The organism is Streptomyces sp. NPDC093064, from assembly GCF_044754605.1.
Classification (GTDB): Bacteria; Actinomycetota; Actinomycetes; order Streptomycetales; family Streptomycetaceae; genus Streptomyces.
This window is the reverse complement of record NZ_JBIVPK010000004.1, coordinates 137,605-152,715: the sequence shown is the minus strand read 5'-3', so window position 1 is coordinate 152,715 and position 15,111 is coordinate 137,605. Positions and strand designations below refer to the sequence as shown.

Sequence of the window (15,111 nt, the reverse complement as noted above, 5' to 3'; positions counted from 1 at the left end):
CTCCGACCACGCTGACGGGCCCTACGCGGAGGCCGACGGGCGGGCCATGGCCTTCACGAAGGCGCGCTCCACGTCGGCCGCGGACAACACGCCGTAGATCTCTCCGGTCTCCTCCACCACGAGGTACTCGGTCGCCGGGGTGGCGCGCAGCACGTCCAGGAGGTCCTCTCCGGCGAGTTCGACGGAGACGCGCATGCCCTCGGTGAGCTCCTGGGCGAGTTCGCTGGCGTAGACCCAGGGGCGGCGGTGCTCGGGTACGCCGACGATGGCGGACTCGCGGACGAGGGAGAGCGGCTCGCCGTGGCCGTCGACGACGACCAGGGCGCGGGCGCCGGCGGCGTTGGCGCGGCGCAGGGCCTCGGCCAGGGAGGTGTTGCCCTCGACCGGGACGGCGCGGCGAGTGAGGGCGCGGGCGCGCAGTTCGGGGAGGTGCTCGCGCAGCCGGGCCATGCGCAGGCTGTTGCCGGCGCCGGTCCAGATGATCGCGGCCAGGATGGCGGCGAGCAGGGCGTTGGTGACGGTGCCCATGCCGACGCTGTCCTCGGCGGTGGGGCCGAGGGCGCCGGACTGGGTGACCAGGGGCAGTCCGATCAGGACGGCGACCGCGAGCGCGCGGCCGACCCAGGCGGCGGCGATGGTGCCGCTCATCGGCCTGCCGGTGATCTTCCAGACGACGGCGCGGAGCATGCGGCCGCCGTCGAGGGGCAGGCCGGGCAGCAGGTTGAAGGCGGCGACGATGAGGTTCGAGATCATCAGGCCGGCCAGCAGGACACCGGCGACCGTGCCGCGCTCGAGGGGCCGCAGGGCGGCGTAGAAGACACCGGCGAGGATCAGCGACAGCAGCGGGCCGACGAAGGCGAGCACGAACTCGCGGCCGGGGGTTTCGGCCTCCTTCTCGATCTCGGAGACGCCGCCGAAGAACTGGAGCTGGATGCGCCGGACCGGGAGCTTGAAGCGGAGGGCTGCGATGGTGTGGGCGAGCTCGTGGACGAGGACGGAGCCGTAGAAGGCGACCGCGAAGAACAGGGCGACGAGGTAGCGGGCGGCACCGAGTTCGGGCAGCACCCGGTCGAGCTGTCCGCCGAACACCCAGGTGATCAGCGCGGCCACGAGGAACCAGCTGGGCGCCACGTACACGGGCACCCCGAAGGGCCGCCCCATGAGGAGCCCGCCCCTGGGGTCGCTCGGGCGCCGCGGCGGCTCCTGTCCGGCCCCGGAACGGGCGAGAGCGCGGTCGGGGTGGGACTCGGGGCGCGTGCGGTCGCCGGGGGCGGGGGCGGAGCCCTCGGTACGGGTACCGGCTTCGTGCCCGGCGGCCGGTTCACCGCCGTGGGCGTAACCGCGCTCGGGGTGGGCGTCGGGGCGGACGTCTTCGGTGGCGGGGGGCTCCTGCGAAGTGTCGTCGGGGCGGACGTCTTCGGCGGCGGGCGGCTCCTGCGAAGTGTCGCCGGGACGGTCCCGTTCCTCCGTCTCCTCTGGCTCCTTCGCCTCCTCGGCCCGCTCCGTCTCCTCCGTCGGCTCCTCCGTCCCGCCCTCTGCTTCGGGGGCAGGGGTGGCGGTCGGCGAGGCCGGCTCGGGCGGGGCCGCGTCGGCAGGCTCGGCGCCCGGGCCCACGGAGTCGGGGGCCGGGTCCACCGGGCCCGTGCGGCGATCTGCCGACTCGTCCTTGCCGGAACGCGGCTGTCCGCTCCCGCCGCTCACGTCCACGGTGTCCCCTCGTTCGAAGCACGTCTTCCGTGCCTGACGGCCGGAAGGTCTCGGGTCGATGGTATGCGGCCGTGCCGAGCGGTCACGCCCGGCACCCCAATGTGTTTTCCCCTCTTCGCGCACAACATGACCGTCCCTGGGTCACTGTCAGTGGTGGGCCGTAGGGTCTGGGGCATGGAGACGAGCACGGAGGGCGAGCCCGGCACCCCGCACGACGCCGCCGGACCGGCCCGGTCACGCCACAGCGCGCCGCGGGCCGCCGAGTTGCAGCCCGCGCCGGAGTCGGCTCAGTCGCCGGACGCGGCGAGGACGACGGTCCCCGCACAGGCGGGTGTCGCCGATCTCGTGGCTGCGGACAGCCCAGGAGCCGACGGGGCCGTCACGACTGGTCCGGGCACGGGTGACGTGGGCGCTCACGGAGCCGCCGCGCAAGCTGCGGCGACCGGCGGGGGCGACGCGGGCCCTGTGGCTGCGGGCGGTGCGGGCGGTCCCGACGGCGGTGAAGCGGATGTGCGCGAGGCGGCTGCGGCGCCGGGTGCGGATGTGCCGGGTGGCGACGGGGGCTCGGGCGTGGAGGCCCGTCGGGCTGTCGTACCGCCCGGTTCGCTGTCTCCCTCGCGGGCCGGGGACTTCATGCAGTGTCCGTTGCTGTACCGGTTCCGGGTGATCGACCGGTTGCCGGAGAAGCCGAGTGAGGCCGCGACGCGGGGCACGCTGGTGCACGCCGTGCTGGAGCGGCTGTTCGACGCGCCCGCCGCGGAGCGGACCGCGCCACGGGCCAAGGGACTGGTCCCGGGCCAGTGGCAGCGGCTGCGCGAGGCGCGGCCCGAGCTGGTGGAGCTGTTCGCCGACGACACCGACGGCGAGCGGCTGGCGCGCTGGCTGGCGGAGGCGGAGCGGCTGGTGGAGCGCTGGTTCACGCTGGAGGACCCGACCCGGCTGGAACCCGCCGAGCGGGAGCTGTTCGTCGAGGCGGAGCTGGACTCGGGGCTGACGCTGCGCGGGATCATCGACCGGGTGGACGTGGCGCCCACGGGCGAGGTGCGGATCGTCGACTACAAGACGGGCAAGGCACCCCGCCCCGAGTACGCCGAGGGCGCGCTGTTCCAGATGAAGTTCTACGCCCTGGTGGTGTGGCGGCTGAAGAGGGTCCTCCCGCGGCGGCTGCAACTGGTGTACCTGGGCAGCGGCGACGTACTGACCTACGACCCGGTCCTCGCCGACCTGGAGCGGGTGGAGCGCAAGCTGCAGGCGCTGTGGGAGGCGATCCGGCTGGCCACCGAGACCGGTGACTGGCGGCCGCGCCCCACCAAGCTGTGCGGCTGGTGCGACCACCAGGCCCACTGCCCGGAGTTCGGCGGCACTCCCCCGCCCTACCCGCTGCCGGTGAGGGCGCCGGAGTCCGGCACAACGGCGCAGGGCAGAATGGGGCCGGACTAGCGAAGGAGACTCACGTGGCCATCCGCGTCCTACTGGTCGACGACCAGCCGCTGCTGCGCACCGGGTTCCGGATGATTCTGGAGGCCGAGCAGGACATCGCGGTCGTGGGCGAGGCCGGAGACGGCCTGCAGGCCCTGGACCAGGTGCGGGCCCTTCAGCCCGACGTGGTGCTGATGGACATCCGCATGCCGCGGATGGACGGCGTGGAGGCGACCCGGCAGATCACCGGACCGGAGCGGAACGGTCCGGCGAAGGTGCTGGTGCTGACCACCTTCGACCTCGACGAGTACGTGGTGGAGGCGCTGCGCGCCGGCGCGAGCGGCTTCCTGCTCAAGGACGCGCCCGCCAACGAGCTGGTGCAGGCGATCCGGGTGGTCGCGGCCGGCGAGGCGATGCTGGCGCCGAGCATCACGCGCCGGCTGCTGGACAAGTACGCCACGCATCTGCCCTCCGGGGAGGAGCCGGTACCGGACACGCTGCACACCCTCACCGACCGTGAGGTGGAGGTGCTGAAGCTGGTGGCGCGCGGCTTGTCCAACGCGGAGATCGCCGCCGATCTGTTCGTCAGCGAGACGACGGTCAAGACGCATGTCGGGCACGTGCTGACGAAGCTGGGGCTGCGCGACCGTGTGCAGGCCGCGGTGTATGCGTACGAGAGCGGACTGGTACGCCCCGGCGCGCAGTAGCGGCGGCCGCCCCCGCGGCGCGACGCGACGCAACGGCGAAGGGCGCCCCTCCCGGACTTCCGGGAGGGGCGCCCTTCGCCGTCGGTGGTGGCGGATCAGCCGCTCACACCGCGGCCGAGCTCCCAGAGCTGAAGCGTCGCGGAGGAGTTGAGGGCGTACGCGGTGCCCGTGATGTTGTCGCGGGCGGCGACGTACTGCTTGCCCTGCCAGAGCGGGATCAGCGGAGCGTCGCTGGCGATGATGTCCTGAATCTTCGTCAGGCTCGCTGACGCGGAGAGCCGGTCGGCCTGGCGGCGGGAGTCCGGGATCAGCTCGTCGCGGATGTCCTTGTTGGCGTAGGGGGTGTTGAGGGTGTTGCCCTTGTCGAGGAACGGTGCCAGGTAGTTGTCGGCGTCCGGGAAGTCAGGGAACCAGCCCATGCCGTAGACGTCGTACTGGCCCTTCTTCTCCGCCGGGCGGAAGGTGTCCCAGGGGGTGCCCTGGATGTCGACGTCGAACAGGCCGCTGCTGTTGAGCTGCTGCCGAAGGATCTCGAACTCCTTCTTGGTGGCAGGCCCGTAGTGGTCCGTCGTGTAGTGCATCGTCAGCTTCACCGGGGTGGTGACACCGGCCTTCTCCAGCAGAGAACGGGCGTTGGCCACGCTGGGGTCGCCGTACCGGTTGAAGAAGGAGTTGGAGTGACCGGTAATGGTGGCCGGGACCATCGAGTACAGCGGCTCGGCCTGGGTGCCGTAGACCTCGGAGACCAGTTCGCTGCGGTTGATGATCTGGGCCATGGCCTCACGGACGGCCTTGGACTTCACCGTCGGGGCGTCGGTGTTGAAGGCCAGGTAGCGGATCTCCAGGCCGGCCGTCTCGACGATACCGACCTTGCTGTCCTTGGCGGCCGACAGTGTGCGGATCTGCTCGGGCGACATGCTGCGGGTCATGACGTCGATGCCGCCCTTGTCCAGCGCGTCACCCATGGCGTCGGCGTCCGCGAAGGAACGCATCTGCACCTTGTCGTTGTTGAGCTTCAACGTCCCCTGGTAGTTGGGGTTCTTGGTGAAGACCCCGTCGACCATCTCGCCGTTCTTGACGTTGGCCTTCAGGGTGTACGGGCCGGAGCCGTCCACGGCGAAGCCGTCGCGGAGCTTGTCCTTCTCGTAGTCCTTGGGGTTGACGATGCCCGCGACGGGCGTCGACAGCTTGTACGGGAAGGTGGCGTCGGCCGTGTTGAGGTGGAAGATGACCTCGCGGTCGCCCTGGGTCTCCACGGTGTCCACGGTGGAGAGCAGGCCGGACACACCGCTGTCGGCGTTGATGGAGAGGGCGCGGTCGACGGAGAACTTCACGTCGGCCGCGGTGATGGGCTCGCCGCTGGCGAACTTCAGGCCCTCACGCAGGGTGCAGGCGTAGCGCTCGTTGCCGCTGTCCGTGAAGCCGCACTTCTCGGCCGCCTCCGGGACGGGGTCGCCGTCGCCCTTGGGCTGGATCATCAGGGTCTGCACGGTCTGGCGCAGGATGTTCCAGGTGCCGACGTCGTAGGCGTACGCCGGGTCCATGGGCGCGGGGGCGTCCTTCGAAGCGGTGAACCGGTCCGTGGTGCCGACGACGATGGCGTCGCCGCTCTTGCTGCCGCTGTCGGAACCGCCGCACGCGGCGAGTACCGGCGCGAGCAGACCGACCACGGCCGGCAGCACCAAAGTCTTGCGGTTCATGCTCGAGTTTCTCCAGAGCTGTCTTGTCCGTGTATCCGGCATGCAGGGTGTTGCTACGGATCACGGGGGCAGGGTCGATGTTCTCGCGACGAGATTAGTCCTCCCCCGCAGGACCGTTCGCGGCCACCGGAGTTGAGCTCCCATCACGCAGCGGAACCGGGCGCGGACGGACCGGAAACCCGTCACCGGAAGGATTCGTGCAGCGTTCCACCAAACGGGACACAAGGGCGCGCGCACGGCATCCGAGAGGAGGCGGGCAGCACGCCCCTGACCCGTTGTCGACCCCTCGGGGAGTGGGGAACGTCACACGCGCAAGTAGGGGAACAGCTGCCGGAATTCAGCCATACGGCGAGCTTTGAATTCGCTCGGACATCCGGTTCGGGGGCCTTTTCCGCGGGACTTGGCACGCTGGGTGAACGGTTAGCGCATTTCTGTCATCAGGCCGCGCAGAAATGGCAGGTCCACGTCTTCGAGGGTGGGGACGACGGTCCGCCGGAAGGCCGGAGGGATGGGGGCGACCGAGGGGATGGCGACGACCCGGCAGCCGGCGGCCTCCGCCGCGGCGACTCCGGTGACGGTGTCCTCGATCACGGCGCACCGGGTGGGATCCGCCCCGAGGCCCGCGGCGGCCAGCAGGTAGGGGTCGGGGTGCGGCTTGGTGCGGGAGACCTCGTCGCCGGCCACGGACAGGGCGAAGTGCTGGGGGCCGAGCGAGGTCAGGACCCGGTCGATGATGCGGCGGTGGGAGGCGGAGACCAGGGCGGTGGGGATCCGCTGCTCGGACAGTTCGGCCAGCAGCCGTGCGGCGCCCGGCATCAGGGGCAGCGCGCCGTCGATACGGGCCTCGAAGCCCTCGTTCAGCAGGGTGGTGACCTCGGCGAGGCTGACGGCGGCGCCGGTGGCCTCGATGAGGAAACCCGCGCTGCGGGTCATGGGGCCGCCGACGACGACGTGTCTCCAGGAGTCGTCGAGCCTGTGTCCGAGGGCGGCGAACACCTCCACCTCGACGTCCCACCAGAAGCCCTCGGTATCCACCAGGGTTCCGTCCATGTCCAGGAGCACGGCCTGCAAGGCTGAGCCTTCGGCCATACGGGTTCCGAGCGCCGGTACCGTGCTTGTCATCCGCGCATACCTCCTTGAGGGACGATCAGGCCGGTTCCCACACGGGGAACCGGCCTGCGATGGACCGACAATTGTACGACGCCCACAACCGAAACGCCCGCACGAACCGCCCACACCGGCATCATCGGCGCACAACGGCACCGGGGCTGCGGGCCGGGACGGCCGGTCCGCTGCCCCTCCGCACAAGCCCGCAGGCCCTCTCGACCGCGCCGGTGACCAGGGGAAACCCCGGGTCAGCGGGCGTTGAAGTACTTGGCCTCCGGGTGGTGGATGACGATGGCGTCGGTGGACTGTTCGGGGTGGAGCTGGAACTCCTCGGACAGATGGACGCCGATCCGCTCGGGGCGGAGGAGGTCGGCGATCTTGGCGCGGTCCTCCAGGTCGGGGCAGGCGCCGTAGCCGAGGGAGAAGCGGGCGCCCCGGTACTTCAGGGCGAACATGTCCTCGATGTCGGCGGGGTCCTCACCGGCGAAGCCCAGCTCGGCGCGCACCCGGGCGTGCCAGTACTCGGCGAGCGCCTCGGCCAGCTGCACGGACAGCCCGTGCAGCTCCAGATAGTCGCGGTAGGAGTCGGCGGCGAACAGCCGCGCGGTCTCCTCGCCGATCCGGGAGCCGACGGTGACGACCTGGAAGCCGACCACGTCCCTCTCCCCCGACTCCTCCGGGCGGAAGAAGTCCGCCAGGCACAGCCGGCGGCCGCGGCGCTGGCGCGGGAAGGTGAAGCGGGTGCGCTCGTTGCCCTGGTCGTCCAGGATGATCAGGTCGTCGTCCTTGGACACGCAGGGGAAGTAGCCGTGGACCACCGCGGCCTCCAGCAGGCCGTCCGTCTGGAGCCGCTCCAGCAGGCCGCGCAGCCGGGGCCGGCCCTCGCGCTCGACGAGTTCCTCGTAGGTGGGCCCGGCACCGGTGCGGGCCTGCTTGAGCCCCCACTGGCCCTTGAACAGGGCACCCTCGTCCAGCCAGGACGCGTATTCCTTGAGCTGGATGCCCTTGATCACCCGCGTGCCCCAGAACGGCGGCTCGGGGACCGGGTTGTCGGTGGCCACGTCGGAGCGGACGTGCCCCTCCTCCGGCCGCTGCTCCTCGGCCACCTGTGCGGTGGCGGCCCGCACCCGGCGCTGCCGGAGCTCGGGCAGCTTCGCTCCGGGCACGCCCCGCTTGACCCCGATCAGGGCGTCCATCAGGCGCAGGCCCTCGAACGCGTCGCGGGCGTAGCGGACCTCCCCGTCGTACAGCTCGTGCAGGTCCTGCTCGACATAGGCACGGGTCAGGGCGGCGCCGCCGAGGATGACCGGGTAGCCGGTCGCCAGGCCGCGGGCGTTGAGCTCCTCCAGGTTCTCCTTCATGATCACCGTGGACTTCACCAGCAGCCCGGACATGCCGATCACGTCGGCGCGGTGCTCCTCGGCCGCCTCCAGGATCGCCGAGACCGGCTGCTTGATGCCCAGGTTGACCACGTTGTAGCCGTTGTTGGACAGGATGATGTCGACGAGGTTCTTGCCGATGTCGTGCACATCACCGCGTACGGTCGCCAGCACGATCGTGCCCTTGCCCGCCTCGTCGGTCTTCTCCATGTGCGGCTCCAGGTGGGCGACCGCGTTCTTCATCACCTCGGCCGACTGGAGCACGAACGGCAGCTGCATCTGCCCGGAGCCGAACAGCTCGCCGACCACCTTCATGCCGTCCAGCAGGGTGTCGTTGACGATGTCCAGGGCCTTGCGCGTCCGCAGTGCCTCGTCCAGGTCCTGCTCCAGGCCGTTCTTCTCGCCGTCGATGATCCGCCGCTTCAGCCGCTCCTCCAGCGGCAGCGCGGCCAGCTCCTCGGCCTTGCCCGCCTTCAGCGACTTCGCCGTGGCGCCCTCGAACAGCTGCATGAGCTTCTGCAGCGGGTCGTAGCCCTCGCGGCGGCGGTCGTGGATCAGGTCGAGCGCGGTGGTGACCTGCTCCTCGTCGAAGCGGGCGATCGGCAGGATCTTGCTGGCGTGCACGATCGCCGAGTCCAGGCCCGCCTTGACGCACTCGTCCAGGAACACGCTGTTCAGCAGGATCCGGGCGGCCGGGTTCAGACCGAAGGAGATGTTCGACAGGCCCAGTGTGGTCTGCACGTCCGGGTGCCGCCGCTTCAGCTCCCGGATGCCCTCGATGGTGGCCACACCGTCGCCCCGGGACTCCTCCTGGCCGGTGCAGATGGTGAAGGTCAGGCAGTCGACGAGGATGTCCTCCTCACGGATGCCCCAGTTACCGGTCAGGTCCGCGATCAGCCGCTCGGCGATCTCCACCTTCTTCTCGGCGGTACGGGCCTGGCCCTCCTCGTCGATGGTCAGCGCGATCAGCGCCGCCCCGTGCTCCCGCGCCAGCGCCGTCACCCGCGCGAACCGCGACTCGGGTCCGTCGCCGTCCTCGTAGTTCACCGAGTTGATCACCGCGCGGCCGCCCAGCTGCTCCAGCCCGGCCCGGATCACGTCCACCTCGGTGGAGTCCAGCACGATCGGCAGCGTCGAGGCCGTGGCGAACCGGCCCGCCAGCTCCCGCATGTCCGCGACCCCGTCCCGGCCGACATAGTCCACGCACAGATCGAGCATGTGCGCGCCCTCGCGGATCTGCTCGCGCGCCAGCTCCACGCAGTCGTCCCAGCGGCCCTCGAGCATGGCCTCACGGAACTTCTTGGACCCGTTGGCGTTCGTCCGCTCGCCGATCGCCAGGTACGAGGTGTCCTGGCGGAAGGGCACGGTCTGGTACAGGGAGGCCGCGCCCGGCTCCGGGCGCGGGCTGCGCTCCACCGGGGACAGGTCCCGCACCCGCTCGACCACCTGGCGCAGGTGCTCCGGCGTGGTGCCGCAGCAGCCGCCCACCAGGGACAGTCCGTAGTCGCGGACGAAGTGGCCCTGCGCGTCGGCCAGCTCCGGCGCCGTCAGGGGGTAGTGCGCGCCGTCCTTGGTGAGCACGGGGAGACCGGCGTTCGGCATACACGACAGCGGGACGCGCGCGTGCCGGGACAGGTAGCGCAGGTGCTCGCTCATCTCGGCGGGGCCGGTCGCGCAGTTCAGGCCGATCATGTCGATGCCCAGCGGCTCGAGCGCCGTCAGCGCGGCGCCGATCTCCGAGCCCAGCAGCATGGTGCCGGTCGTCTCCACCGTCACCGACACGATCAGCGGGACCTCGTACCCGGCGGTCTCCATCGCGCGGCGGGCCGCGATGACGGAGGCCTTGGTCTGGAGCAGGTCCTGGGTGGTCTCCACCAGCAGCGCGTCCGCGCCTCCGGCGAGCAGGCCCTCGGCGTTCTGCCGGTAGGCGTCGCGGATGGCGGCGAAGGTGGTGTGGCCGAGCGTCGGCAGCTTCGTGCCCGGGCCCATGGAACCCAGCACCCAGCGGGGGCGGCCGTCCTCGGCGGTGAACGCGTCCGCCGCCTCACGGGCGATACGGGCGCCGGCCTCGGACAGCTCGGCGACCCGCTCGGCGATGTCGTACTCGCCCAGGGCGGTCAGGTTGGCCCCGAACGTGTTGGTCTCCACGCAGTCCACTCCGACCTCGAAGTAGGCGGAGTGGACCGAACGGACGATGTCGGGGCGGGTGACGTTCAGGACCTCGTTGCAGCCCTCCAGCTGCTGGAAGTCGTCCAGCGAGGGCTCCTGGGCCTGGAGCATGGTGCCCATCGCTCCGTCGGCTACCACCACACGGGTGGCGAGTGCCTCGCGCAGAGCGGACGCACGGGTCCGGCTGTCGGCGGAAGGGGTCGGCGGCAACGAGGCCATGAAGGGGCTCCCTTGGGCTGCGACGGCTGTCGGCTTTGCGCGTTCCCGGGAGGCGAGCACAGCGCTGCCCGGGCGAGGCGCACGCCGCCAGGGTAGCCGGGACCGGCCCCTGACGGTCACGGCGTCCACCAAGCGGACGAGGATGACGGTCGGAACACCCCGGGTGGCGGGGTTCGCGCGACAGGCGACGGCCGACCATTGGCGGGGGATCGGCACGGACCGGTAGTGTTCGGCATTGCCGAACGGGCGTCACGACGAGAGTCGTCCGCCGGCGGTCGAAGGGGACGGAGGCAGGACGGCGATGGCACGGAACATCCAGTCGCTCGAGCGGGCGGCCGCGATGCTGCGGTTGCTGGCGGGCGGTGAGCGGCGGCTGGGCCTGTCGGACATCGCCTCCTCACTGGGCCTCGCCAAAGGCACCGCCCACGGCATCCTGCGCACCCTCCAGCACGAGGGCTTCGTCGAACAGGACGAGGCCTCCGGGCGGTACCAGCTGGGCGCGGAGCTGCTGCGCCTGGGCACCACCTACCTCGACGTGCACGAACTGCGGGCCCGCGCGCTGGTGTGGACGGACGACCTGGCCCGGTCCAGCGGGGAGAGCGTGTACCTGGGCGTACTGCACCAGCACGGCGTGCTGATCGTGCACCACGTCTTCCGCCCGGACGACAGCCGGCAGGTGCTGGAGATCGGGGCGATGCAGCCGCTGCACTGCACGGCTCTGGGCAAGGTGCTGGCAGCGTACGACCCGGTGGCGCACAGCGAGGCGGTCGAGGCCGACCGCAAGGCGTTCACGGACCGGACCGTGTGCGGGATCGACGACTTCGAGCACATCCTCGACCTCACGCGCGCGCGTGGCTACGCCGCCGACGTCGAGGAGACGTGGGAGGGCGTCGCCTCCATCGCCGCGCCCATCCACGACCGGCGGCGGATGCCGGTCGGCGCGGTCGGCATCACCGGCGCCGTGGAGCGGGTGTGCCGGGACGGCGAGCTCCGCCACGAACTCGTCGCGGCGGTCCGGGACTGCGCCCGCGCGGTCTCCCGGGACCTGGGCGCCGGACGCTTCTGACCCCCACAGGAAGCCTCGGGCCCGCTGGGCCCATCCCGTGCGACCGGGCGCGGGGCCTCTGAGCACCTCCCGTGCGACCGGGCGCGGGGCCGCTACGCGCCGCCCGTGCGACCGGGCCGGTACGCCTCGGGGCGCACCGGCCTTCGCCGTGCCCGCGTGGCCGGCCACCGCGCCCGCCGACCGGCATCACCAGCCCCGTGGCACGGGTCTGCCGAGAGGGCGGGCTCCGCCACGAATCGTCACGGCGGTCCGGGACCGGCCCCGCGCGGTCCCGGAGGACCTCGGCGCCGAGCGCTTCTGACCGCCGCACAAAGCCGCGGGTCCGCTGGGCCCATCCCGTGCGACCGGGCGCGGGGCCGCTGAGCACCTCCCGTCCAACCAGGCCGGCACGCCTCGGGGCGCACCGGCCTTCGGCCTGCCCGCACGACCGATCGCCATGCCCACGCAGCCAGCATCGCCCGTGCCGTGGAGCGGGAGCGCCGAGAGCGCGAGCTGCGCCAAGAACTCGTCGCGGCGGCCCGGGACCGCGCCCGCGCGGTCCCGCGAGACCTCGGCGCCAGACGCCTCTACCCCCCGCACAAAGCCACGGGACCACTGCGCGCGTCCCATGCGACCTGGCCGGTACGCCTTCGGGTGCACCGGCCTTCGGCCTGCCCGCTCGGCTGCCGCCGTGCCCGCGCAGCCAGCATCGCTGGTGCCATGGAACGGGGAACGCCGGAGGGCGCGCTGCGCCACGAACTCGTCGCGGCGGTCCGGGACCGGCCCCGCGCGGTCTCCCGGGACCTGGGGCCACGGGGCCGCTGCGCGCGTCCCATGCGGCCGGGCGCGGGCCCACTGCGCGCCTCGACGCCTCCAGAGGCACCGGCCTTCGCCATGCCCGCGCGGCCCGCCATTGCCCTCGCGATCCGCCACCGTGCCCGCTCAGCCGACCGCCATCCCGGTCGCCCGGCGCGATCAGTAACGATCGCGGTTTCGGTACCGGGGCCCTTGACGCCTGCGTGGTGCGAAGCGAGACTCCCGTCCAACGGTCGGCATTGTCGAACACCTTGCGGTAATACGCGCTAGAGTGTGACAACGCCAAGGGCCGACATCGCCCTCACCCCCGAGGGCGCGAGCTCCCGGACGGAGGGACCCGGGGTTCGGCTACCTCTGGACGAAGGACAAAGGAGTCGCGGGTGTCCAGCTCCGACATCTTCATCGGCGAGACCATCGGTACCGCCGTACTCATCCTGCTCGGCGGCGGCGTCTGCGCCGCGGTGACGCTGAAGGGTTCCAAGGCCCGCAACACCGGCTGGCTCGCCATCGCCTTCGGGTGGGGTTTCGCCGTGATGACGGCCGTGTACATCTCGGGCCCGCTCTCCGGTGCGCACCTCAACCCGGCCGTGACGGTCGCCCTGGCCATCAAGAACAGCGACTGGAGCAACGTGCCGACCTACCTCGGCGGCCAGATGCTCGGCGCCATGATCGGCGCGACCCTGGTCTGGGTCGCCTACTACGGCCAGTTCCACGCGCACCTCACCGACCGGGAGATCGTCGGCGGCCCCGGCGCCCAGACCACCGCCGCCAAGGCGGTCGAGGCCCAGGAGAAGGGCGCGGGCCCCGTCCTCGGCATCTTCTCCACCGGCCCCGAGATCCGGCACGCGGCGCAGAACCTCGCCACGGAGATCGTCGGCACCGTCGTGCTGATCCTCGCGGTCCTCACCCAGGGCCTGAACGACCAGGGCAACGGCCTCGGCGTCCTCGGGGGCCTGATCACCGCCCTCGTCGTGGTCTCCATCGGCCTCTCCCTCGGCGGTCCCACGGGCTACGCCATCAACCCGGCCCGCGACCTCGGCCCCCGCATCGTCCACGCCCTGCTTCCCCTGCCCAACAAGGGCGGCTCCGACTGGGGCTACGCCTGGATCCCGGTGGTCGGCCCGCTCATCGGCGGCGCCATCGGCGCGGGCATCTACAACGCCGCCTTCGCCTGACGGCCACCGCTCTCCGCGCCCTCGCGCGCAGCGCACCGCGCCGCACCCCGAACGCCGTACCCCCGCCCCATCGACCACGGACCCCAGGAGCAGACAGTGACGGACGCCCACACCGCCGGCCTCGCATCCCACGGCCAAGGGCCCTTCATCGCCGCCATCGACCAGGGCACCACCTCGAGCCGCTGCATCGTCTTCGACCGGGACGGCCGGATCGTCTCCGTCGACCAGAAGGAACACGAGCAGATCTTCCCCAAGCCGGGCTGGGTCGAACACAACGCCACCGAGATCTGGACCAACGTGCAGGAGGTCGTCGCCGGAGCCATCGCGAAGGCCGGCATCACCCGCGACGACATCAAGGCCATCGGCATCACCAACCAGCGCGAGACCACCGTGCTGTGGGACCGGAACACCGGTGAGCCCGTCCACAACGCCATCGTCTGGCAGGACACCCGCACCGACGCCCTGTGCAAGGAACTGGGCCGCAACGTCGGCCAGGACCGCTTCCGCCGCGAGACCGGCCTCCCCCTCGCCTCCTACTTCGCCGGTCCCAAGGCCCGCTGGCTGCTCGACAACGTCGAGGGACTGCGCGAGCGCGCCGAGGCGGGCGACCTGCTGTTCGGGACCATGGACACCTGGGTCATCTGGAACCTGACCGGCGGCACGGACGGCGGCAAGCACGTCACCGACGTCACCAACGCCTCCCGGACCCTCCTGATGAACCTGCACACCATGGAGTGGGACCAGAAGATCGCCGAGTCGATCGGCGTACCGACGCGGATCCTGCCCGAGATCCGCTCCTCCGCCGAGGTCTACGGCGAGATCAAGGGCGGCAAGCTGGGCGACCTGCTCGGCGGCATCCCGGTCGCCTCCGCGCTCGGCGACCAGCAGGCGGCCCTGTTCGGCCAGACCTGCTTCTCCGAGGGCGAGACCAAGTCGACGTACGGCACCGGCACCTTCATGGTGATGAACACCGGCGACAAGATCATCAACTCGTACAGCGGGCTGCTGACCACCGTCGGCTACCGGATCGGCGACGACAAGCCGGTCTACGCCCTCGAGGGCTCGATCGCCGTCACCGGCTCCCTGGTGCAGTGGATGCGCGACCAGATGGGCCTCATCTCCACCGCCGCCGAGATCGAGACACTCGCGCTGTCGGTCGAGGACAACGGCGGCGCCTACTTCGTGCCGGCCTTCTCCGGCCTGTTCGCCCCGTACTGGCGCTCCGACGCCCGCGGTGTGATCGCCGGCCTGACCCGGTACGTGACCAAGGCGCACCTCGCGCGCGCCGTCCTGGAGGCCACCGCCTGGCAGACGCGGGAGATCGCGGACGCCATGACCAAGGACTCCGGTGTCGAGCTGACGGCGCTGAAGGTCGACGGCGGTATGACCTCCAACAACCTGCTGATGCAGATGCTCGCGGACTTCCTGGACGCCCCCGTGGTGCGCCCGATGGTCGCCGAGACCACCTGCCTCGGTGCCGCCTACGCCGCCGGTCTCGCCGTCGGCTTCTGGAACAGCACCGACGACCTGCGCGCCAACTGGCGCCGGGCCGCCGAATGGACCCCCCGCATGGACGCGGACATCCGCGACCGTGAGTACAAGAACTGGCTCAAGGCCGTCGAGCGGACCATGGGCTGGCTCGACGACGAGAGCTGACGAGGAGCAAGA

9 protein-coding genes and 1 pseudogene are annotated in these 15,111 nt (G+C 71.4%); 6 read left to right on the top strand and 4 right to left on the bottom strand.

All coding sequences use genetic code 11. From position 1 onward, the window contains the following. Positions 1-21: 21 nt before the first annotated feature. Positions 22-1,707 (bottom strand): site-2 protease family protein, encoded by a 1,686-nt coding sequence (locus tag ACIQFZ_RS07150; protein WP_383060047.1) that lies wholly within the window; start codon positions 1,705-1,707, stop codon positions 22-24. A gap of 543 nt (positions 1,708-2,250) precedes the next feature. On the opposite strand from ACIQFZ_RS07150, the gene ACIQFZ_RS07145 reads away from it, so the two are divergent. Both ACIQFZ_RS07145 and ACIQFZ_RS07140 read left to right on the top strand, forming a co-directional pair. Next, positions 2,251-3,147, top strand: a complete 897-nt coding sequence (locus ACIQFZ_RS07145; RefSeq protein WP_365774409.1) for a RecB family exonuclease — start codon at positions 2,251-2,253, stop codon at positions 3,145-3,147. A 14-nt stretch (positions 3,148-3,161) separates the two neighbouring features. Then, a complete protein-coding gene (locus tag ACIQFZ_RS07140; RefSeq protein ID WP_225076125.1) occupies positions 3,162-3,833 on the top strand; it encodes a response regulator transcription factor in 672 nt (223 codons plus the stop codon). A gap of 95 nt (positions 3,834-3,928) precedes the next feature. Here ACIQFZ_RS07140 and ACIQFZ_RS07135 read toward each other — a convergent pair whose 3' ends face one another. From ACIQFZ_RS07135 to metH, 3 genes are all read right to left on the bottom strand, one after another. Next, positions 3,929-5,533, bottom strand: a complete 1,605-nt coding sequence (locus ACIQFZ_RS07135) for an ABC transporter substrate-binding protein (protein WP_383060048.1) — start codon at positions 5,531-5,533, stop codon at positions 3,929-3,931. Between the two features lie 420 nt (positions 5,534-5,953). After that, positions 5,954-6,655: an HAD family hydrolase gene (locus ACIQFZ_RS07130; protein WP_376651680.1), complete on the bottom strand. Its 702-nt coding sequence runs from the start codon at positions 6,653-6,655 to the stop codon at positions 5,954-5,956. Positions 6,656-6,888: 233 nt separating this feature from the next. Continuing rightward, positions 6,889-10,407 (bottom strand): methionine synthase, encoded by a 3,519-nt coding sequence (metH, locus tag ACIQFZ_RS07125; protein ID WP_402690791.1) that lies wholly within the window; start codon positions 10,405-10,407, stop codon positions 6,889-6,891. 301 nt (positions 10,408-10,708) lie between these two features. Between metH and ACIQFZ_RS07120 the strand changes: the two genes are divergently transcribed. From ACIQFZ_RS07120 to glpK, 4 genes and pseudogenes are all read left to right on the top strand, one after another. Continuing rightward, positions 10,709-11,473, top strand: a complete 765-nt coding sequence (locus ACIQFZ_RS07120) for an IclR family transcriptional regulator (RefSeq protein ID WP_365432216.1) — start codon at positions 10,709-10,711, stop codon at positions 11,471-11,473. A 444-nt stretch (positions 11,474-11,917) separates the two neighbouring features. After that, a pseudogene (locus ACIQFZ_RS07115) lies at positions 11,918-12,037 on the top strand (IclR family transcriptional regulator); the annotation flags it as partial. A gap of 611 nt (positions 12,038-12,648) precedes the next feature. Then, the gene (locus tag ACIQFZ_RS07110) at positions 12,649-13,443 is read left to right on the top strand and encodes an MIP/aquaporin family protein (RefSeq protein ID WP_376399200.1); all 795 of its coding nucleotides are present in this window, start codon (positions 12,649-12,651) and stop codon (positions 13,441-13,443) included. A gap of 96 nt (positions 13,444-13,539) precedes the next feature. Beyond that, the gene (gene glpK / locus ACIQFZ_RS07105) at positions 13,540-15,099 is read left to right on the top strand and encodes a glycerol kinase GlpK (protein ID WP_365425688.1); all 1,560 of its coding nucleotides are present in this window, start codon (positions 13,540-13,542) and stop codon (positions 15,097-15,099) included. Positions 15,100-15,111: the final 12 nt, after the last annotated feature.